The sequence below is a fragment of the Acrocarpospora pleiomorpha genome, assembly GCF_009687885.1.
In the GTDB taxonomy this organism is placed as follows: domain Bacteria; phylum Actinomycetota; class Actinomycetes; order Streptosporangiales; family Streptosporangiaceae; genus Acrocarpospora; species Acrocarpospora pleiomorpha.
The window spans coordinates 1-20,784 of record NZ_BLAF01000069.1 but is presented as its reverse complement, the minus strand read 5'-3'; the positions used below and the strand labels follow the sequence as shown (position 1 = coordinate 20,784).

Sequence of the window (20,784 nt, the reverse complement as noted above, 5' to 3'; positions counted from 1 at the left end):
CAACGGATAGTCGGATGGCAGACTCCGTGTCGCTGTGAGATTCGCGCCGCTGTTCTGAAGCAGGAGTACTGACGAGCCAGCGCTACTCGGTTTCGAACTGCGCAGGCTTCGCGTGGGCCGCAATCTGACGCAGAAGCAATTGGCGCAAGGATTGCCTACTCTGACAGCACGATCGGTTTGGTCGGGCGGATAGCTCAATGGGAGGTGGGCCTGTCCGGCCTGTAGGCCGGACAGGCCCACCTTGGAAGGCTTGAGACCCTTTACGGGATGGTGCACGCCATGTATGGCTGCGACTCCGCAGTGGCTAGCACCTGGCCTTACCCGCATCAAACCCGGCGTTGTAGCCATGGAGGTAAATCGCATCCTCAAGCGCGGGCTCCAACGCGCGCAAGCCAGGCTTGCACGAGGCTTTCCCTGCCGTGAATCCGTCGTTGAAGCCGCTCGCGCACGTCTTCCTGGCGTCGCCCTTGAAGTTCTGCTTGCACGTGGGCGGTGCCATCTTCGAGGTCGTCGTGAGGTGACTGTTGCCAGCGCTTGCCGAGGTCGGAGCGGCCGAGGCTTGTGCGATGTCGACCGTCCCGAACGCCAGAGCGGCGATCAGCGGACTGGCGAAGAGTAGACGTTTTCCGCGCATCTTCGTCTCCTTCCGGCGCCATCTCGGCCAAGGTGATCCAGCCGAGGACATAGCGCCTGGGAATGGCTCGAGAGAGCCGATCTCATGAAGGCAAAGCGAGCTGTGAAGGTCTCTACTTCCTCCTTCCTAGCCTCTCGTTCCCTCCCATCATGCGAGTCGATTTCTGCGCTCGTCTAGACGCTTGACCTCGACCTAATCCTGATTTTCACTGTTGGCCGCGAATCTTCGACTACATGACTAAACACAAGGGGCCATGCCCGTTTAGAGAGTTTCAAAGGCTGACGCTATTTATTTGTATCGTCACGGCTTGATGACACTCGGCTGGTCGTGGTTCACACCGGAAGTATGAGATATCCCGACAGCGGCGGGGTTGAGCGCGCAGGCGCGGGCTCGCCGGGAGCAGGTCCGGTTCGCGGCCGGGGAGATGTTCGCGGTGGGGGCGAGCGATCGGCAGGTCGCCGAGCAATTCCGGGTGAGCCGGATGTCGGCCAACCGCTGCCACCGCGCGTTCGACGAGAGCGGGACGGACGCGCTGGCGTCCAAAGGGCCGGGCGGGAGAGGTACAAGCTGACCGACCGGCAGCTCAAGGCACTGGATACCGCGCTGGAGCAGGGACGGGAGGCGCACGGATGGCGGGAGGACCAGCGCTGGACCTTGGCCCGGATCCCGAACTGATCGGTGATCTGTTCAAGGTGTCCTAGACGAGGGCAGGAGCCGCTACGGCCCGCACGGAGCGCTGAGGTACTCGCAGAGCTAGAACAATGCTCTCTACCAGTTTCCTCGCGGGCGTCTCCGTGCACATCGTCGCGGCCCGCCTCGGCCACGCCGACCCGGCGATCACCCTTGCGCGTGTACGCCCACGTCATCCGCCAGGCCGAAACGTCATGCGCCGAAATCTTCGCGAAGGCCATCGCGGACGCTTGTTAGCAAGGGTGTTAGCAAGATCGCGGATTTGTCCTGACAAACAAAGAGCCCTGACCCGGAAATTTCTGGTGCATAGCCAAAGTGTCCTGATTTGATCACAGCCTCGCGCAGAGCCTCTCCAACCCTTCAGTCGTCTACGAGGAGTCGCCTTCAGCATTCCGGCGGTAATAGCGTCTGGCATGCCGCGATGATCTCTGTCGGAAAGGGCCGGGCAACCGCACCACGGCACAGGTGGCCGCCGTCGCAGCGCCAAAGCGCGTTCTTAGCAGGGCCTATACCCCACGTATACCGACATGTCCGAGACTCAGCCCGAGGGATATGGAAATCGGCACCAGTGCCCATTCGAAGGACAGTGAGGGACCTCGATGAAACGCCTCATCAGCTCTGTGACCGTCGTCGCCATCTTCGCCGCCTCCACACCGGCAAGCGCGGCCGAGATCAAGTACGAGCTCCGGCCGCTGAACAGCGGCAAGTGTCTGGACATCGTCAACGGGTCCCGGGCCAACGGCGCCCGGATCCAGCAGTGGACGTGCAGCGGCAACTCGCAGCAGAAGTGGTACATCCGGAGCGCGGGCCACGTCAGCGGCGAGCTGTACACGATCGTGTCGGCGCACAGCGGCGCCTGCCTCGACCTGCGCGATGGCAACTCGGGCAACGGGGCCGTAGTGCAGCAGTGGACCTGCTCCGGTGGGTACAACCAGAAGTGGTGGCTGACCTGGGACGCTGGCATGGGCGCGTACCGCATCAAGGCTGACGTGGGCCAGCGCTGCCTGGACGTGACCGGCGCGTCCACGGCCAATGGCGCGTACATGCAGACCTGGGACTGCTTCGCCCCGGGTACCCGCAACCAGCGCTTCCGTCTGGTCGCCTGACTCCGGCGCAGTGGCCGCGGAAGGCCTCTTCCAGCCACCAGGACGGGCGGCCAGCTGCGGCCTTCCCGTCGATGCCTTCCGTGCGCCCTCGGCGATGCCGCCATTGGCAACCGTGCACATGGCTCCGTGTAGGGCCAATTCGAGCGGTATGTATGGCTTCTTGTTCGATCGAGAACGGCGCTTCTTTCCATGTCAGCGCGGGTTTCGTCCCCTGCGGCGTAGACCCACGATGCGGCGAAATGGATCTGTTCTGGCGTCCAGAAGCCGATCGGATCCATCTTTGTTCCCGCAAGATCGTGGAGAAGGCGTATAGCCGTCAAGGCTTCCTTGTGGCGGCCTACCAGGCTTAGCGCTTTGGTCTCGTGCTGCAACAGGTCCATTCTCGGACCGCCGGCGAGTTGCTGAGCCGACTTGACAAGACGAAGCACCGCTTCGGGTGCTCTTTGCCCGTAGAGGCCGTGGCCTGCTTCCTCTGCCCGGATGAGTAGGCTCATTGAGCAGTCTCCGGATGCGTCCGCTGCCTGTCGGGCCGTACGCCACCAGCGGACGGTGCCGCCATGGTCGGCCAGATGGATGAGGACGTTGGCGTAGATTGCGGACAGAGCAGCCATGTTGCGTTGCAGCTCGATGAGTTCGGCCGGCTGGGCGGACTCCATCTGCCGCGTCATGGCCAGCAGATCGATACCGAGATTGGCGGCGACCTGGTCTGATGGCCCATCCACGCCGGCAAGCCACCTCGGGCGATCGTTAGGGCTGCTCGGTGCGGCGGTGGTAGTCGCTCTTCTCACCGGTCAGGCGATCGATCTCGACGCCTGACGGGCCGTTGTCCGCGCCGGGTGGGCGCGGGCTGGGACCGGCCGAAAGGCCGCATGCCCGACCGCTTTCCCGCCCGCCGTGGGCGACGGTCGCGACGGCGCGAAGCGTCGGCGCTTTGAAGACGTGGAGAGGTTCTCATCCGTCAGAGGACTCCGGAGCATGACGCATGCAGACTGCATGCTAAAGTGGTTGCATGGGAATTATTCAGATCCGGGACGTCCCCGAGGCAACAGAGCGGACGTTGAAGGCGCGGGCTGAGCGAGAAGGCAAGTCGTTGACGGCCTATGTGCGTGACCTCCTGAACGAGGAGGCAGCAACCCCGGCATTGGACGAGGTGATGGCCAAGATCGCCGCCGATGAACCGGTGCCGTACGATCCCGACTTTGTACGCGAGACGATGCGCGAGGGGCGCCGGTGAGCTTGGTCGTAGACGCCTCGATCGTGTTCCGTCTCCTGGCGAACGTGAAGGGCGACGATCTCCTCCGTCAGCGGCTGGCCCGCAAGGTACACGCCCCGGCCCTGATCGATGTCGAGATCGCTGCCGTGGTGCGCGGCCACGTGATCACCAACAAACCGGAGGTACGCATCTCCGAGGGGCGCGCTCAAATCATGCTGGAGCGCTACGCCCAACTCAAGATCGTCCGCCATCCGATGCTGCCTCTCCAACCGCGCGCGCTGGAACTGCGGAACAACCTCACCGCCTATGACGGCATGTACGTGGCCCTAGCCGAACTGCTCAAACTGCCACTGCTCACCGACGATGCCAAGTTCGCCGGATCGACGGGACACCGAGCGGAGATCCACCGCTACCCGCCACCGCTGGTGTAGGTCGTCTCGAGCCATTGCGGCGGATTCCAAGCGCAGCGATGTCAACGATGTCCAAAGCTGTTGTTAGCAACCGTGTTAGCAAGATCGACCTGACGATCGGCCTTGCATCGGCCACACTGGTAGGCATGGATGCCAAGGGATACGGAGCACTCCGCCCTTACGTCGTCCCTGTGACGCTGGAAGAGCTCAACGGACCCGTCACAGGCACCATAACGCTGCCCAAGCATCTCGACTGGGGGCCTAAGCGGCTCTACAACCTCGACCAGATCGCCGACGCACGCTTGCTGTACATGCGGGTGATCCGGGAAAGTGCCACACCTGACGACTTGCGTCGCTTCCTCAACGCGTCGCTTCTGCGCAAGCTCTGGCATGAGTTGATCCTGCCTCCGCGGGTCCGTGCGATGTGGCTCGACCGCTTCCCCGAACTCCAACGTCAAGCGGCCTGATGGACGACTTCCACCAACGTCTGGCCCGCGTGGCTCTGGCGGCAGCAGCTGACCATGGTTTCGCCTTGGCCGGCGGCTATGCCGTACAGGCGTACGGCATACTTCAGCGCCCCAGCGAGGACATTGATCTGTTCACATCCAGTGTTCGCGACGACTTCGCGGAGGGCGTTAGAAAGATCTGTGACGCCTATGCCGAACACGGCCTGGCAGTCAAGGTGGACATCGACAGCCCGCAGTTCGTCAGGCTCACCGTTTCCGACCACGCAACAGACCGAGCCAGCAAGGTGGAACTGGCCGCCGACCTCCGCTCGCACCCACCGGTCACCATGGACATCGGCCCCGTCATCCACCTCGACGACGTCGCGGGAGGCAAGGTCGAAGCCCTGTTCACCCGGGCCGAAGTCCGCGACTTCATCGATATCAACGCATTCCTGTCCAGCGGCAGGTTCACTCGCGAACGCCTGCTGCAGCTCGCCGCATCCCGCGACCTCGGCTTCGACCGCACCGTCTTCGCTCAGATGTTGTCCGCGCTGGATCTCTACCCAGATAGTGAATTCCTGGCCTATGGCCTGACGGAGACCGAGATCCACCTCCTCCGATCTCAGTTCAACAGCTGGCGAATGGCACTGACGAGCGACTGATCAACTCGTTCGCCAAAACTCATCAGCGGATCGGTAACACGTCCATCATCTTGCGGAAGCCCCGGCTCGGAAGTGCAACCGCAACTGCAACCAGAGACGTGTCAGGGCGCTCTCTGAAGAGAGAACGCCCTGGTAAACGGGAGCCGCCTTGGGGAATCGAACCCCAGACCCACGCATTACGAGGAGTGATCGGACCGTTCACGGGCGTCCACACGCATCTTCCCGCCCAGGTCAGCACCGCATCTGGACCGATACTTGTCTCCCACCGTCCGTGATCGTCTGGCGTTGTTGTTAGCAGGCCCGTTAGCAAGATCGGCGCGAGCGTGTGCTGTATGGAGGGGCGCCGACCGCGAGCTCGCCGAGTTTAGTGCGCTGCCACCGTCGTGTACGACCACATCGACGTGGGCAGCAACTCCACCTGCGGTACCCAGAGGTGTACGGACATGTTTGTCCGGCACATCGCCAAGCTGGTCCGGCAGCACCCGCCCGGCGGCAACCACCTCCGGGGGTGCCGAACGCGGTCCCCAACGTCAGGTAGATCAGCGTTGTTCGATCCCAAGCTGGAGGGGTGGCCATGAAGGCTCGCGTAGCGACCGCGAGGCAGCTCTACCTTGGCGCCCACCCCGGTGGCAGGACTCGCGACGCGGAGGAGGCCCCACGAGGACTGCATATCGCCTGCATTGCTGCTAAAATGAAGGCATGACCGCGATCACGATCCGGGATGTCCCGGATGACACAGTCAACGCCCTGAAGGTCCGCGCCGCACAGGCAGGCAAGTCGCTCCAGGCGTACGCCCTGGACCTTCTCTCCCGGGAAGCCGCCAAGCCCACCCTCGCGGAGATGGCCGCACGCCTGGAGCGTGAAACCCGCACCGAGCTCAGTACGACCGACATCCTCGACGCCATCGAGGACGGGCGGAACCGACGTTGATCGTCATTGACTGCTCCAGCCTTATGCATGTCCTCCTCGACCACGGCAAGACCGGCACCGCGATCCGTGAGCGGGTGGGCCGCGCCGATACTCTCGCAGCGCCGGGCCTGCTGGACTACGAGATCACCTCGGCCGCCTTCGGGTTGGCCCGCGGCCAGCGAGGGGGAAAGCCGAAGATCACGGAAAAGGAGGCGCTGAAGGCGATCACCGACTACCAGGCCCTCAATCTCGACCTTCACCCAACGCTGGTCCTGTGGCAGCGCGTACGCGAGCTGTCGAACAACCTCTCCGTCTACGACGCACACTATGTGGCCCTCGCCGAGAGCTTCGGCGTTCCGCTGATCACCAGTGACGCCAGAATCGAGCGCAGCGGAGCAGCACGCTGCGTGATCGAAACCTTTGGGACATCCAGCACCTGACCTCAGCAGCACCGACGTACAGGGTTCACAACCCAGGAACGGCGTGTGGTAGTCGATCTGTGGCCCCTGTATGACCTGCTAGTAGGGCAGCCTCATTTAGTGATCATCTGAGTTGTCGTTGCTGGTAGTGGCATCGTCGGGCACGGGATTGATGGCGTAGCCGCCAGCGGAACCAGTGCCGGATATGTGCGAGATCGATAGGTGGCCGGGTCAGTAGAGCGAACAGGCGGCGGATTTCATTTGCCGAGGTCACGATCGTCTGATCGTGACGGATTGTCGCGGGTGGATCCGGTGTGGGCTGGGGATGCGGTCTGTCCGAGTCCGCTGGGGTGAGGCGATCGGGTGGATCGCTGGGCGGGAGATGGGCCGCGCGGGTGACGGCCAGGAAGGCCAGGGCGAGCATGGCCAGGGTGCTGTGGCGGTACCACGCCTGGTAGAGCCGCACCTGGTAGTGATCCAGCGCGGCCTCGTTCTTGGCCGCCTGGAACGCCTCTTCCACGGTCCATCTGATCCCGGCCACGCGGACCAGTTCGCGCAGCGGCACGTGATCCGGGTTGTGCGGGTTGTGCGGGCTGTAGGTCAGGTAGAACGCCAGCTGGCCGGGTGCGCTGATCGAGCGGCGGATCAGCAGCCGGTGATCGGGGCTGGAGGTGGCGACCAGCGCCCAGTCATACCACCGCACGCCCTTGGAGCCGGCTCCGCATGACAGTCGTTGCCAGCCCTGGCCGGGGATCTGCGTGGCCATGACATCGGCGCGGACCTTGCCCGCCTCGGTGGTGATCTGGTGGTCCCGTGAGACCGCCAGGACGTAGCCGATCTGCGTGGTTTCCAGGAAGTGGTGCAGTGGCCCGTTGTCACCGTAGGCCTCGTCGGCAGCGACCCATCTGAAGGGCACGGCGGCGGCGAGTGCGCGTTCGATCATCGCCCGCAGTAGTTGCGGCTTGGTCTGGAACGCCGTCTCGGGCGGGATCTTCGCCCGGGTGCGGCGGTCGGGGTCGGCCATCTGCGAGCAGCAAGGTCCAATCGTCGCGGGGGATCAGGGAGATGTAGGCCCACGGAAGCCAGACGATCACCGCTGCCGCGAGGATGATCCCGAGAACCGCTCGGGAGGTGTCTGGACGTTTGGGAGGCCGCCCATACGAGTTCGCGTCGAGCTCCGCGATCTTGGCCCGACGCCACGCACGCAACTTCTCAAGCCATGAGATCGACACGGCCTTACGTTAAGTTCCCTTGTTCGCTCCGTCACTCCCGACGCACTGACACTGTTAACGCCCAGCCCTCAACCGTGATGCGGGAGCGGGCAGGGCAGAAGCCGGAATCCTCTACCTTGATGATCTGCTTGGGGCCGATGGAGCGGGCCGTCACGAGCACGCCGGCATCGGGCCGAAACGTCATGCGCCGACATCTTCGCGAAGGCCATCACGGACGCCTGTTAGCAATGGTGCTAGCAAGATCACGAGATTGTCGTGATAGACAAAGAGCCCCTGACCTGGAAATCCCTGGTCAGGGGCTACTCATGAGAGAGCCGTCCAGGATCGTTGTTAGCAGTCGCATTAGCAAGATCGGCCCGAGTACTTCCAGCATGGGCGACCCCGGCGACTCGAGGCGTTAGCACGCGAACCCACGCCGAAAACGTTATGTAGAGATGTTCTCATAGTGAGTAAGACCGACCTCTCGGGCGGTAGTGTCGCAGCCATGATGGGATCCACGCATGACGAAGACACGCTGCTAACACTGGCGTTCTCCCTGCATTCAAGCCCAGGAGCGTATGCGCTCCTCCTCGGTGCCGGCGTCTCCGCTCCAAGCGGGATTCCCACCGCTTGGGGTGTACTCACGGATCTGACCGACCGCCTGGCCGAGATGGTGGGTGCCGATGATGGTGATCCTCTCCAGTGGTACGAGGCTCGATATGGCGAGCAGCCGCGGTATGAGACTCTGCTGGAGAAGCTCGCGCCAAGTCAGTTGGAGCGTCAGCGTCTGCTCCGGGGATACTTCGTGCCTTCGGCTGAGGATGTAGAGGCGGGACGCAGACAGCCGACCGCTGCGCATCGAGCGATTGCACGCCTCGTACGGAGGGGTGTGGTCAAGGTCATCGTGACCTTGAACTTCGACCGCCTCATCGAGCAGGCGCTTCGCGAAGAAGGCATCGAACCAACCGTCGTGGCAACGCCAGCCGACGTCATCGGCATGGCGCCGCTGCACACGCTGGACAGCTGTGTAGTTCACCTGCACGGCGACTACCTCAACCCGACATCGATGCTCAACACCACTACCGAACTCGAGACTTACAACCCCAGCACGCTGAAGCTGTTGCACCGCATCCTTGAGGACTATGGTCTGATCATCGCTGGTTGGTCCTCCCAGTACGATCCTGCGCTACGAGAAGCCATCACCACCCATTACTCCACGCGGTACACCTTGGCGTGGATCGAACCCGGGGCAGTGACGGACCAGGCTGCAGAACTGAGAGTCTTGAAGAAGGGTGTGCTGATTCCAGCCGATGCCGACACCGGGTTCGGATGGCTCGCTGACGCGGTCGACACGTTGAAGGTACGGAACACCCGCCATCCGCTGACACTGTCAGTGGCGGTGGAGACCGCCAAACGCGAACTGTCGGGCGGACGAGTCGCCATAGGACTCCATGACACTGTGCGCAGGGAGTTCGCCCGCCTGGAAGAACACGATGACTTCCACCTACCGAACTATCACTCTGACAATCCCTATGGCGGATATGAAGCAATCGTGGGACGCGTTGAGGAGGCGAGCAAGATCTCCTGCGGACTAGTGGCGACCCTGGCTTACTGGGGTAGCGATCGCACGGACGCCTGGTGGCTGGATGAATTGGAGCGGTTCGCTACACAGGCCAAGGGCGGTGGGCTGACCAAGCTTCTAGCTGTACGGACGTTGGCCGGTACGGCCCTGTTCTACGCGGCCGGGGTCGCTGCCGTTTCAGCCCGTCGATACGACTTACTGTACCGAATATTTTGTACCAGCCGGATCAATCCCTACAAGGACGAACGGGAATCACTTGTCGCTGCACTGCGAGCCGATGACGCCTTTGGCGATTCAATCCGTTTGTATCGACTGCTCGTTCCGATCCTCCGTGAAGCGCTTGCAATCGGCGCCGACCCGCTCGACGAGGCATGGCAGCGGTTCGAACTGCTGAGACTCACGATGGCGCTGATGGAGCGTCCCGAGTTCGACGACATCATCAATTCCTTCGCTACAGTCAACCCTGACCCGATCCAGTTCGATATCTGGAGTCTGGTCAAGGTGGCACGCCCCGGGCGTCTCCACGTACTGACTGCAGATGCCCATCTGTCTGAAGCGTACCGAAGTCCTCTCGCTGAGCGGCTGGCCGATGACCTTGAGATCGAACTCGACTCTCATCCACTGGTCGCAGCTGGTCTCGCAGATGAACCTCGCAGTTTCGCCACAGCACTCCGCGCTGTGAGCATCGCCTCGGCCAGATCGGCAGCGAACTTGCGTGGTCGCGCATCGCAGGTAGGGGCGGCGGCATCGTCCCGAGCGAGATCTGGCTCGACAGTGGCAAGACTCCCGAAGACCTTTAGACGCATTCATCCTTCGGTCGTTCATGACGACGCAGATGTAGCGTGTCTTGCCAGTGTCGATGGGGCTCCGCGTGGTCGACCTGGGCTTTGATCCGGGGTTCGTCGCCGGAAGGGTGTCCATGATGGACAGCAGAGGCAAGAAGAGACGTCCACGACGCTCCTTCACACCGGAGTTCAAGAGCAAGATCGTCGGGCTAGCTGCCGAACACATGGCCGGAGGGGCGAGGGCCAAGGCTCAGGAACAAATTACTGAGTGAATTAGCACCTATCTCCTACGGGGAATTAATGGTGCTAGAAATCACTCGACAAGCGGCATCAAAAAAAGGCCGGACAGAGAGCGTTGGATTAAATCCATAAGACCAGCCAACCGGTCTAAACGGTTTTCAAGACCACTACTATTTCCACATTCGCACTGGCTCCGGCCTGCGGAGAAACCACAGGAGGAGAGCAGGGAGGCGAACATCCCGCGCTCGGCTAATCGACGTCCGTTACAGGTAGCCCATCACCAAATCAGCGTCTTACGAGCTCTCGCAGCAACAGCGCTTTCGCTTCTTATTGGATCCACAGGGGCAGAGAGAATTCGCCTCGAGATTGCCAAATGATTTGCGGATATTTGTGGATGCTAACAGTTTTATGCTACGCTCATAATGCTCTAAATTCCCCTGGCTCATCAATGTCAGCGGATGAGTCTCACCCAGCACCCGCACCATTGCATCGCGCACCAATCTCCCTTCTTTCTCAGCTTCTTCCGTTCTCCCCATCTCAAACAGCGCGCTTGCCCTGTTGCTTCGGACAGTTAATGTCTCTGGATGCTCATCACCCCGAGCCCTTCGCAAAACCTCCCACAATGCATAGCCTTCTTTCTCGGCCTCCTCAGCTCGCCCCATCTCCAACAGGAGAACAACCCTACTATTACGGCTCGCCAATGTTACCGGATGTTCATCACCCAGAACTCTTCGTGACACCTCCCATACTGCACGGCTTTCATTCTCAGCCTCCTCGACCCGCCCCATACGCCAAAGTGCACTCGCTCGATTATTTCGACTGATCAACGTTTCCGGGTGTTCCTCACCCCGTATACTCACCATGGCCAGCCATGCTAAATAGTACTCCGATTCCGCCTCTTCCAGATCCCCTTTGCGCTCCAGTATGTGCGCTAGATTGTTTCGACTAATATGCGTTTCTGGATGCCCCTCACCCAACACTTGAACTCGGGCCTGCAACACCGCTCGATTTTCAGCCTCAGCCTCCTCCAGTTGACCCAGATCTCCCAACACGACTGCGAGGTTAGATCGACTGGTAAGCGTTGTCCGATGCATTTTACCTAATACTTTCTCTTGGATCTGCAACACCACCTGATGTTCGTCCTTGGACTCCTTCCATCGCCCCAAGCGACCCAAGAGCAATGCCAAATTATTTCGCTCTTCTAGCGTTCTTGGATCCTCGCCACCAAGCGCAGCAGCACTAATAGATAACGCACATGAAATCAGCCTATGGGCGCGAATATAGTTGCCGTCGTCTCGCTCGTGAGCAGCAGCTGCATGAAATATGCCAGCATTCTCTCGAAACTCAGCAGTGACCGGATAATGACGGATCAAACTCTCCACATGAGGACTCAGCATCCGCCGCCGCGCGACCCTATCTGAGGGAGGTTGCTCTGTAGAGATTAACCATGCATCGGCCAGCCAAGCCAAAGCAAGTTCCGGAGCAGAATCCTCCTCGATAGCTGATCGGGTCTCGTCCTCGGCTGATACCACAGCCTGTATAAGTCGATGGACGGAAACAGTTTCCTTATCCAAAGTGATGAGGCTGTAGAAAGACAGTAGTCGTAGCGCGTCCAACACCACGAGTCTGTCACTGTCAGCTCCCAGGATGCTACGAGGGATATCGTTGGGAGCGTAGCAAGCTAGCACCTGAAGCAGGCGCACCGCATAAGCATTGCGCTCGCGGATAGCGTCCAAATGCGTGCGCCAGAGCCGGGCAATAGTACGCTCGGCATCGCCACCTTCAGAAGACGCGGCGTACATGTGCGCGGGATATCCAGCCAGAAGGGACAGGTACTCTTCCGGGCTGATCCGTGACTCGCGGATATAGGCACCGGCTTGTTCCAAGGCCAGCGGCAGATAGCCCAGTTCTGCAGCGATCACCTCGAACGCTGATCGCTCACGCGGATCAATGGTGCGTTCGCTGGTTAAGGCGATCAGCTCAGTGGCAGCGTCCTTGGCCAAAAGGTCCAGCGGCAACCGGGTGACTTCGGCCGGCCAGGCCACTAGACGCCGGGTGGTAATGACGATGTGCCCGTTGCGAAGCTGGGCCAGGAGCTTGCTCACGTGCTTGGGGTCTTCGACGTTATCGAGCACGAGCAGCCAGTCGTCATGAGCCTGCAACCAGCTCAGTGCCCAATGAGCCGCCTGTTCGACGCCGAGGGCCGTCGACAGCGCCAGAGCCTCCGGCAACGGTGGATGCACGCGCTCAGCGAGCGATGCAAGATCAGCTTTGATCTCCTCGTCGCTGGTTGCGGTGATCCACCACACCAACTGATACCGCTGCGAATGCCTCGCGATGTACTGACGTGCCACTTCGCTCTTGCCGATACCTCCCATGCCGTGGATCACCTGGCCGATAGCCATCTGAACGGACGTACCAGTAAGCGTCTCCGTCATTACGGCAAGGACGTCTTCCCTTCCGACAAACACCGCCGAGGGCGCTTGCGGCAGGTTCTTCATTTTACCGGCCAACTTCACCTGAGATGGGGCCTTCAGCGTGTCCCACTCCAGATTGATAATCGGTGAATGGTCCCCGGCTGTCGCTGCCCCGATGCTCTGGCCAGCAATCGAGCGGTCACCCACAGCACGGATGATCCCGTCGAAGGAGGAAATCTGGTCGGCCATACGTTCAACCCGCCGTAGAAGTCGGAAGGGCGTCACCAGTGGAGGCGGATCCGATGTTCTGCGCAGCGATCGAGCGCTCACCACTCGCTTCGATTTGTACATGAGCGGGGGGATCGGACACTGCAGAGTCTGACCTTTGCGCGAGATCGTCCTGAGGCGCGGGACTAGGTGCCGATGATGTCGTTTCATGGACAAGAAAGGATCCGTCTCCCGTTGAGGCGAATCCGATGTTCTGCCCGGCGATCGAGCGGTTTCCGCGTGCGGCGATGTGAGTACCGGCCGTTGGTGTGCTAGACATCAGAGCGCGTCGAGCAAGGACCGTTTGATAGAGCGACAGCGGCACGCCGATCAGCACCGTTACGGTCATGCCGATGACACTCGACCACTTGTCGGCGTCCTCAAGCCCCCCCTTGAACAGCAGCACCCCCACCACAGTGCTGATCAGGACAAACACCGCTCCGCTGGCCCAGGCCAGTGCCCGCCGCTTGTTGCTCATGCCTTAATGATGGATCATCGTTGCGCGAAACTCGGGCGATTGCCCATAATCAGTGAATCGGTCCATAGAGCGTCGCCTGATCGCCTGTTTCACGGCGAACGAACCGCGCCGGTTGTGGCTCCGGTTCGCTCTGGACCGCCGTCCACGCGCAGTCTGCCTGGCATATACGGCGGCACCCGACTTATTCAGAGGCAACCCAACCCTGAGCGCAGGACTCAGCGCCGGAAGCGGGGCGGCAGCCTTACAGACAGTTCACCGGGCTGCCGAGAGTTTCTGCCGGTCATGGAGTTGTCCAGCTCAGTGGACGTGAGCGCGTGGGTGGGGCGGGCCGCGACCGGCCGAAGAGCCGCAGCGCGGCACGCGACCGCCGAGCGCGTGGCACGCCGCAGGCGGGCCGCTTAAAGACGTGGAGAAAGTTCTCATCCGCCAGATCACTTCCGACCATGATGCATGCAAGCTGCATGCTAAAGTGGTTGCATGGGAATTATTCAGATCCGGGACGTCCCCGAGGCAACAGAGCGGACGTTGAAGGCGCGGGCCGAGCGAGAAGGCAAGTCGTTGACGGCCTATGTGCGTGACCTCCTGAACGAGGAGGCAGCAACCCCGGCATTGGACGAGGTGATGGCCAAGATCGCCGCCGATGAACCGGTGCCGTACGATCCCGACTTTGTACGCGAGACGATGCGCGAGGGGCGCCGGTGAGCTTGGTCGTAGACGCCTCGATCGTGTTCCGTCTCCTGGCGAACGTGAAGGGCGACGATCTCCTCCGTCAGCGGCTGGCCCGCAAGGTACACGCCCCGGCCCTGATCGATGTCGAGATCGCTGCCGTGGTGCGCGGCCACGTGATCACCAACAAACCGGAGGTACGCATCTCCGAGGGGCGCGCTCAAATCATGCTGGAGCGCTACGCCCAACTCAAGATCGTCCGCCATCCGATGCTGCCTCTCCAACCGCGCGCGCTGGAACTGCGGAACAACCTCACCGCCTATGACGGCATGTACGTGGCCCTAGCCGAACTGCTCAAACTGCCACTGCTCACCGACGATGCCAAGTTCGCCGGATCGACGGGACACCGAGCGGAGATCCACCGCTACCCGCCGCCACAGGTTTAGTGCGTCTCTTCCGCACAAGAGTCTCGATCGGCTGAGAGCGAGCCAGCGATGGGCCGAATCAGAACAGCGGCTGGCGTATTCCGGCTGGTGTCGTGTGCGACCGGCTCGACATTCCTCCTGGCACCATCTTGCACTGCGTAGGCTGTCTAACTTGGCTGTCAACGCCAGGGCCAAACTGCAACGGAGAATGCGACGGAAACGATGCAGGGCGTCTCCCAGTAGGGAAGACGCCCTGGTTATGAGTGGAGCCGCCTTGGGGAATCGAACCCCAGACCTACGCATTACGAGTGCGTCGCTCTGGCCGACTGAGCTAAGGCGGCGGTGCTGTGGACAGCGAGGTCGAGTCTACAGGGTTTGGAGTGGTTGTCGCGCCTGGGTTAGCAGCGGGTGCCTGCGGCGGGGGGTGCGAGGTTGATCAAGTAGTTGTCTATGGCGGCGTCGATGCAGGTGGAGCCGGACATGTAGGCGGTGTGGCCGTCGCCGTCGTAGGTGAGGAGGACGCCGGAGGTGAGTTGGGTGGCCAGGCCTTCGGCCCATTCGTACGGCGTGGCGGGGTCTCGTAGCGTGCCGACGACGACGATGGGGGGCGCGCCGGGGGCGGTGAGTTTGCGGTCGGGGTCGGGGCCCTTGACCGGCCAGTAGGCGCAGGTGAGGGAGTCCCACATGATGAACTCGCCGAAGCGGGGGGCCAGTTTGGCGGCTTTGGCGGCGGCCCGCTGGTAGGTGGGGGTGCTGGAGGGGAAGGCGTGGTCTATGCAGTTGACGGCTTTGTTGGCTTCTGACTGGTTGGTGTAGGTGCCGTCTTCGCGGCGGCCGAGGAGGAGGTCGGCGAAGCGGAGGAGGTAGGTGCCGTCGCCCTGGAAGGCGAGTTTCAGGGCTTCGCGGAAGACTTCCCAGGATTTGCGGTCGTAGAGGGGGGTGGCGATGCCGTAGGCCAGCCAGGTGTCGTTGATTTTGCGGCCGTCGTTGAGGGTGTTGCGGAGGGGTTGCTGGTCGGCGCGCTGGAGTAGGGCGGTGATCTCGTTGAGGGCGCCCTGGACGGTGGTGCTGGTGAAGGGGCAGCCGGTGGCTTTGAGGCAGTCCTTGATGAAGGCGGTGAGGGCGACTTCAAAGCCTTTGGACTGGACTTCGCTCATTTCGATGGCGGATACGGCGGGATCGACGGCGCCGTCGAGGACGAGGGCGCGGACCCGCTTGGGGAACAAGTCGGCATATGTCGCGCCGAGGTAGGTGCCGTAGGACTTGCCGAGGAAGGTCAGGCCTTCGTCGCCGAGGACGGCGCGGAGGACGTCCATGTCGCGGGCGGCGTCTGCCGTACCCACATGGGGGAGGAGTTTTGCGGACTTTTCCTGGCATTTGGTGGCGAAGGCACGGGAGCCTTCTTCTATTTTGGCGATTTCGGCGGCGGAGTCGGGGCTCATGTCGATGCTCATGTACGCGTCGAGGTCGCCGCCGCTCATGCACCGCACGGCGGTGGATTCGCCCACTCCGCGAGGGTCGAAGCCGACGATGTCGAAGCGGGCTCGCACGTCCTCGCTCACTTGGCTTCGGGCCGCTCTGGCGTATTCGATGCCGGATCCGCCTGGGCCGCCGGGATTGACGAGCAATGACCCGATACGGTCGCCTGTGGCCGCCAGTCGGATGGCGCTGATCTCGATGCGCTCGCCGCCGGGGTCGTCATAATCGAGCGGCACCATGACGAGCGCGCACTCGAAATCGTCGTCGCAGTCCTCCCAGTCCGGCTGCTGGGTGTAGAAATCCGCCAGGCCGGAGCTGGGCGCCGTCGACGCCCGCGGTGTCTCTCCACCGCTGCACCCGGAGCCCACCAGAGCGACCAGAGCCAGAACCATGAGGGGACGCTTCACCCTCAGAACACTACCCAGCCCCGCTCAGTACTCGCCCCCGTCATCCACAGGTCACTCAGTCCTCGGCCGCGTCATCCACAGGCTCCGCATACTCCGCCTCGTACGCCTGACGCGGCGCGCACACGCTCGCCTTCGAGCACGCGCACCGCCTTCCGCCGTCGTTCAACCGAACGATCACCGAATCCGACGGCACGTTATGTCCGACGACCACCCCGGGCCCTTCGGGCGTGTCGACCGCGAGTCCGGTCCGGGGTGCGGTCGCCCGGAACTCCCCGTACAACGGGTGCTCGTATTTCAGGCAGCACATCAATCGCCCGCAAGCCCCGGCAATCCGTAGCGGATTCACCGGAAGGTCCTGATCCTTCGCCATCCGTACGGAAACGGGTTCGAAGTCTTTCAGGAACGTGGCGCAGCACAGATCGCGCCCGCACGGGCCGATTCCGCCCTGCAGGCGTGCTTCGTCCCGCGGGCCGATTTGACGGAGTTCGACCCGGGCACGCAGGTTACGCGCGAGATCGCGGACAAGTGCCCGGAAATCCACCCGGTGCGGCGCCGAAAAGTAGACGGTGTAGACATTCTCCTCGTCCACATAATCGACGCCGATCACCTTCATTGGCAGTTCATGGCGTTTGATCAGGCGCTTGGACACGCTTCTGGCCTCGGCGCGGCGGCGGCGGTTGCTCTCGTCGCGGCTGAGATGCTCGTCTCCGGCCATCCCGGCGCAGACCGGCAGCCCGCCGACGTCCTCGCTCACCCATTGGGGCGCCCAGATGCATTCGGCGACCTCGTTGCCGGCGTCGGTCGGCACCAGCACCTTGTCGCCGACCTTCGGGCTGTGGTCGCCCGGATCCAGGTAGTAGAGCCGCCCATATCGGGTGAAGCTCACGGCCATCATCATGCCCAACGAGCCGGCCTCCTCTATCTGGTACGCCTCACGGCCACCATACGTGGAGTCCGATCACCATGCGAGTTCCCCGGCGAACAGGCCGACAGGGGCGGCTTCGCCCGTGGTCAGCGGACGGTACGCGCCCTCGGTGACCGCTCCGATCTTGGCGCCCTGCTGGACGAGCAGGTTCTCACCCGTTCCGTCCAGGTCCAGGAGCTGCGCGAAGACTGTCTGCGTGGTCCGGTAGAGGACCTCCTCGGCATGCCCGTCCTCGGCGCTGAAGGCGACGATTCCTGAGATGCTTTCCTTCCGCCTAACCGTGCCGTCCACCACCTCAACCGCGTTGAATCCCATCATTCCGAGCAGGCGGCTGCCGTCCGGGGACAGCTGGACGCCGAACAGCCCGCCGGAGAGACCTTCGTAGGAGTCGGGCAGGGATACCGTGCGCGCTTTGTCCAAATTGTCGCCAGGCGCGTCGGTGTCCAGGACTCTGATGTTCCCGGGTTCCGAGCACATCCACTGCGCGGATGTGCGTGGCAGGGTGACAAACCGGCACGACGACATCCCCGATGGCGTGCCCATGTATACCTGCCCATCGGTCGGATAGGGCGTGATCGGCTTGGGTGTCGGCAGCGCCGTCGGAGGGAGGCTGCTGCTCTCCCGGTTGCCCTCTTCCATCGGCGTGGGGGTAACGGTGACCGTAATAGCCGGGGCGGGAAATGCCGTGATCGAGGCGTCTGGCGGGGGCAGCGTGGGGATGATCGAGGCGTCTGGCAGGGGCGGCGTGGGGATGACCGTGATCGTGGCCGTGGCATCCGGCGGGGTCGTCGGGGGGAAAACGGTAATCCCGGCCTCTCCCGGGACGGGGGTGAGCGTGACCGCCGGTTCAGGGAAGGGCAGCGCCGAACCGCTCGGAAGCGGCACGATGCTCGAACTAGGCACAGGTGTCGCCACAACCACGGGCGGTTCGGCAATAGCCATCCCCGCCGGAGGTCCCGGTCGGAAGGCGACATGCCTGCCATCGGCGCTCATGGACAGATCTGTCACGCCAAACCCGTCCGGCGACTTCCATGTCCGGCTCTCCCCCGTCGCTGTATCCGCGATCACGAGGCCGGCGACCTGCCCCGGGGCGCACGGTTGCAGCGCGTACGCCAGCTTCGTCCCGTCCCCGCTCACCGCCAGCCCGCTCACCCTGTTCCCTTCGGGCGGCGTGCTCGGAGCCGTACCGAACTCGAGGATTTTGCCGTTCTCATCCAGCAGCAGCCGATAGAGGTTGGATCCGCACATGTATTTGGAGCTGGCTACGTAGAAGAGTCGATTGTCCTGAGCGGCCTGAACGCTGGTGAACCATTCCTCTTTCCCCAGATCGTCATAGCGATCGGTTTCGACGCCGCCGTCGACCGTTCTGACGACGATGCCGTCCCGCGCGTCGACGAGGAACTTCGGCGGCGCCGGCGCCGAAGCGGCCGCGTTGAGCCCGCCGCCGGCGACGAACATGCTGCCGCCCGCGATCGCCGCCGTCACCGCGGTGGCCGCCGCGACCGGCACGAACCAGGTTCTGGTACGGCTTGCGCCCAACTCCAGCGGACGGACGCTGTCAATGGTCCCCCCGGTCGCCCGAGTCGCGTCGCGCAGCCGGTCGATGATGTCGTTCACGAGCGTTCTCCCAGCAGCCGTCCGAGCGCGTCCAGCGCCCGGGACGTGGTGGACTTGACGGTGCCCCGGCTGACCCCCATGACCTGGGCGGTCTCCTCCTCCGACAGCTCCGCGTAGTAGCGCAGCAGGAGGGATTCGCGCTGCCGCGCGGGCAGCCGGTGCAGGGCGGCCATGACCTCGCGGCGCTCGGCCCCGAGCAGCGCCGCCGACTCGGCCGACCAGACCGGCGGCTCGTACGTCCCGGCGAACATCGACGGCAGCCGCCGACGCCGCAACACCGACCTGGAATTGTTCAGTACGGCACTGCGCAGATAAACCAGCGCCTTATCCGGATCCTTGAGATGGCGAAACCGCCGGTGCAGGCCGAGAAACGCATCCTGCACCACGTCTTCGGCGCTCTCCCGGTCCCCGACCATGAGCAGGGCGAGCCGCGCCAGGCCGACCGCGTGCTCGGCGTAGAGCCCGGTGATCGCCTCATCGTGCTCCCCGGGGGGTTTGTGGAGGTCCATGATTTCGGCCTGCATGTTCCAGAGACGCGGAAACCGGGCCGAGGTTGCTTGTTTATCCTCGGGGGTTTCTGAGGGAGAGGGTCATCGCTTCCACCGCCATCTGCGGATTGACGTTGGCGGCCAGGCGTTCCCGGCACAGCATGATCGCGTCCACCCGCCGCAGGGTGTCTTCCGGGGTGCCTGCCCGGGCGAGAACGTTGAGGTCTGACCGTCGGTCCTCGTTGGCGAGTTCGACCTGGGCGCCGAACTGCACGGCGAGGACGTCGCGATAGAGCGCCATCAGGTCAAGGAGGGCGAGGTCGAGTGATTCGCGTTTGATTCTGGTGGCGCGGGATTTCTGTGCGTTCTCCAATTCCTTCAACGCGCCGGCGCCGCCGCGGATCAGGCCTTTGTTGAGGCCTTTGCCGGAGGATCCTTCGCCGTAGAGGGCGCGGAGTTCGGAGATCTCGGTTTCGTTGAGTTCGGTGGTCGCGGCTGCGGCGTCCTCGTCGGCCGTTTTGACCAGGCGTTCGGCGGCGGTGATGCATTCGCCTACGCCGGTGAGGTTTTTGGGGAGGGAGAGTACGGCGTCGCGGCGTTGCCGTACCGATTCGTCGAGGGCGAGGCGGCGGGCGCGGGCGAGGTGGCCCTGGGAGGCGCGGGCGGCTGATTCGGCGATGGGGTGGGGGACGTTGTCGCGGGTTGTCAGGACGTGGGTGACGGCTTGGGTGGAGGGGGTGCGCAGGGTTACCACTCGGCAGCGGGAGCGGATGGTGATGATCATGTCGTCGGCGGCGGGGGCGCAGAGGAGCCAGACGGTGCGGGGCGGGGGTTCTTCGATGGCTTTGAGTAGGGCGTTGGCGGCTTGTTCGGTGGCGCGGTCGGCGTCTTCGAACAGGACGATGCGCCAGCCGCCGAGGGTGGCTCGGCCTGCTGCCCTCAGGATCAGTTCCCTGGTTTGTTTAACGCTGTAGGAGAGGCCTTGGGGGCGTACGGACTCGAGGTCGGGGTGGGAGCCGACCTCGACCTGGTGGCAGGAGTCGCAGTGGCCGCAGCCCTGGTGGGGGCAGAGTAGTGCGGCCGCGAAGGCCTTGGCGGCGGCGGATCTGCCTGAGCCTGGCGGGCCGGTGAACAGCCAGGCGTGGGTCATGCCGGCCCCTCGGCCTCCGGCGAGCACCTCGGCCGCGGCTGAGGCGGCCTGTCTCAGGACGACGGCAGCCTGCTCTTGGCCTACAAGATCATCGAACACGCCCACGTGCCCAGGGTAGTGTCTGGGCGCTGTGACGGGGGCGGGGGTTGCCGTGGATC

General features: G+C 63.1%; 20 protein-coding genes, 1 tRNA gene and 1 pseudogene. 12 read left to right on the top strand and 10 right to left on the bottom strand.

Features of this window, described 5'->3' with window-relative positions:
- Window positions 1-304 precede the first annotated feature (304 nt).
- Complete coding sequence (locus Aple_RS41595; RefSeq protein WP_155350279.1) at window positions 305-634, bottom strand: hypothetical protein; 330 nt, start codon at window positions 632-634, stop codon at window positions 305-307.
- Between the two features lie 370 nt (window positions 635-1,004).
- Here Aple_RS41595 and Aple_RS41590 point away from each other — a divergent pair, with 370 nt between their 5' ends.
- The 9 genes from Aple_RS41590 (at window position 1,005) to Aple_RS41550 (ending at window position 6,510) form a co-directional block, all read left to right on the top strand.
- The gene (locus Aple_RS41590) at window positions 1,005-1,205 is read left to right on the top strand and encodes a helix-turn-helix domain-containing protein (protein ID WP_155350278.1); all 201 of its coding nucleotides are present in this window, start codon (window positions 1,005-1,007) and stop codon (window positions 1,203-1,205) included.
- Between the two features lie 718 nt (window positions 1,206-1,923).
- Window positions 1,924-2,430, top strand: coding sequence for an RICIN domain-containing protein (locus tag Aple_RS41585; protein ID WP_155350277.1), 507 nt, complete (start codon window positions 1,924-1,926; stop codon window positions 2,428-2,430).
- Window positions 2,431-2,987: 557 nt separating this feature from the next.
- Window positions 2,988-3,140: a hypothetical protein gene (locus Aple_RS41580; RefSeq protein ID WP_155350276.1), complete on the top strand. Its 153-nt coding sequence runs from the start codon at window positions 2,988-2,990 to the stop codon at window positions 3,138-3,140.
- A 299-nt stretch (window positions 3,141-3,439) separates the two neighbouring features.
- Complete coding sequence (locus tag Aple_RS41575) at window positions 3,440-3,664, top strand: FitA-like ribbon-helix-helix domain-containing protein (protein ID WP_155350267.1); 225 nt, start codon at window positions 3,440-3,442, stop codon at window positions 3,662-3,664.
- Window positions 3,661-4,074 (top strand): type II toxin-antitoxin system VapC family toxin, encoded by a 414-nt coding sequence (locus Aple_RS41570; RefSeq protein ID WP_155350275.1) that lies wholly within the window; start codon window positions 3,661-3,663, stop codon window positions 4,072-4,074. The genes Aple_RS41575 and Aple_RS41570 overlap by 4 nt, the downstream gene beginning before the upstream one ends.
- 47 nt (window positions 4,075-4,121) lie before the next feature.
- On the top strand, window positions 4,122-4,520 hold the full coding sequence (locus Aple_RS41565; RefSeq protein ID WP_218038757.1) for a hypothetical protein: 399 nt from the start codon (window positions 4,122-4,124) through the stop codon (window positions 4,518-4,520).
- Complete coding sequence (locus Aple_RS41560; protein ID WP_155350274.1) at window positions 4,520-5,161, top strand: nucleotidyl transferase AbiEii/AbiGii toxin family protein; 642 nt, start codon at window positions 4,520-4,522, stop codon at window positions 5,159-5,161. The genes Aple_RS41565 and Aple_RS41560 overlap by 1 nt, the downstream gene beginning before the upstream one ends.
- Window positions 5,162-5,860: 699 nt before the next feature.
- On the top strand, window positions 5,861-6,091 hold the full coding sequence (locus Aple_RS41555; protein WP_155350273.1) for a FitA-like ribbon-helix-helix domain-containing protein: 231 nt from the start codon (window positions 5,861-5,863) through the stop codon (window positions 6,089-6,091).
- The gene (locus tag Aple_RS41550; RefSeq protein WP_155350272.1) at window positions 6,088-6,510 is read left to right on the top strand and encodes a type II toxin-antitoxin system VapC family toxin; all 423 of its coding nucleotides are present in this window, start codon (window positions 6,088-6,090) and stop codon (window positions 6,508-6,510) included. Before Aple_RS41555 ends, Aple_RS41550 begins: the two co-directional genes overlap by 4 nt.
- Before the next feature lie 103 nt (window positions 6,511-6,613).
- Here the strand turns inward: Aple_RS41550 and Aple_RS41545 are convergent.
- Window positions 6,614-7,528, bottom strand: a pseudogene (locus tag Aple_RS41545) (IS701 family transposase); the annotation flags it as partial.
- A 638-nt stretch (window positions 7,529-8,166) separates the two neighbouring features.
- On the opposite strand from Aple_RS41545, the gene Aple_RS41540 reads away from it, so the two are divergent.
- A complete protein-coding gene (locus tag Aple_RS41540) occupies window positions 8,167-10,173 on the top strand; it encodes an SIR2 family protein (RefSeq protein WP_155350270.1) in 2,007 nt (668 codons plus the stop codon).
- 427 nt (window positions 10,174-10,600) lie between these two features.
- Here Aple_RS41540 and Aple_RS41535 read toward each other — a convergent pair whose 3' ends face one another.
- Window positions 10,601-12,973 (bottom strand): tetratricopeptide repeat protein, encoded by a 2,373-nt coding sequence (locus Aple_RS41535; protein WP_170321929.1) that lies wholly within the window; start codon window positions 12,971-12,973, stop codon window positions 10,601-10,603.
- 4 nt (window positions 12,974-12,977) lie between these two features.
- Window positions 12,978-13,469 (bottom strand): hypothetical protein, encoded by a 492-nt coding sequence (locus Aple_RS41530; RefSeq protein WP_155350268.1) that lies wholly within the window; start codon window positions 13,467-13,469, stop codon window positions 12,978-12,980.
- A 477-nt stretch (window positions 13,470-13,946) separates the two neighbouring features.
- Between Aple_RS41530 and Aple_RS41525 the strand changes: the two genes are divergently transcribed.
- Complete coding sequence (locus Aple_RS41525; protein ID WP_155350267.1) at window positions 13,947-14,171, top strand: FitA-like ribbon-helix-helix domain-containing protein; 225 nt, start codon at window positions 13,947-13,949, stop codon at window positions 14,169-14,171.
- On the top strand, window positions 14,168-14,581 hold the full coding sequence (locus Aple_RS41520; RefSeq protein ID WP_155350266.1) for a type II toxin-antitoxin system VapC family toxin: 414 nt from the start codon (window positions 14,168-14,170) through the stop codon (window positions 14,579-14,581). The genes Aple_RS41525 and Aple_RS41520 overlap by 4 nt, the downstream gene beginning before the upstream one ends.
- Window positions 14,582-14,824: 243 nt before the next feature.
- Here the strand turns inward: Aple_RS41520 and Aple_RS41515 are convergent.
- From Aple_RS41515 to Aple_RS41490, 6 genes are all read right to left on the bottom strand, one after another.
- A tRNA-Thr gene (locus Aple_RS41515) sits at window positions 14,825-14,901 on the bottom strand.
- Window positions 14,902-14,958: 57 nt separating this feature from the next.
- Entirely contained in the window at window positions 14,959-16,446 is a 1,488-nt protein-coding gene (locus tag Aple_RS41510; protein ID WP_246265116.1) for an alpha/beta hydrolase, read from the bottom strand.
- A gap of 55 nt (window positions 16,447-16,501) precedes the next feature.
- Entirely contained in the window at window positions 16,502-17,344 is an 843-nt protein-coding gene (locus Aple_RS41505) for a PSP1 domain-containing protein (protein WP_155350341.1), read from the bottom strand.
- A gap of 60 nt (window positions 17,345-17,404) precedes the next feature.
- Window positions 17,405-18,988 (bottom strand): hypothetical protein, encoded by a 1,584-nt coding sequence (locus tag Aple_RS41500; RefSeq protein ID WP_155350265.1) that lies wholly within the window; start codon window positions 18,986-18,988, stop codon window positions 17,405-17,407.
- Window positions 18,985-19,512, bottom strand: a complete 528-nt coding sequence (locus tag Aple_RS41495; RefSeq protein WP_155350264.1) for a SigE family RNA polymerase sigma factor — start codon at window positions 19,510-19,512, stop codon at window positions 18,985-18,987. The genes Aple_RS41500 and Aple_RS41495 overlap by 4 nt, the downstream gene beginning before the upstream one ends.
- A 37-nt stretch (window positions 19,513-19,549) precedes the next feature.
- Entirely contained in the window at window positions 19,550-20,731 is a 1,182-nt protein-coding gene (locus Aple_RS41490) for a DNA polymerase III subunit delta' (protein ID WP_155350263.1), read from the bottom strand.
- Between the last annotated feature and the right edge of the window lie 53 nt (window positions 20,732-20,784).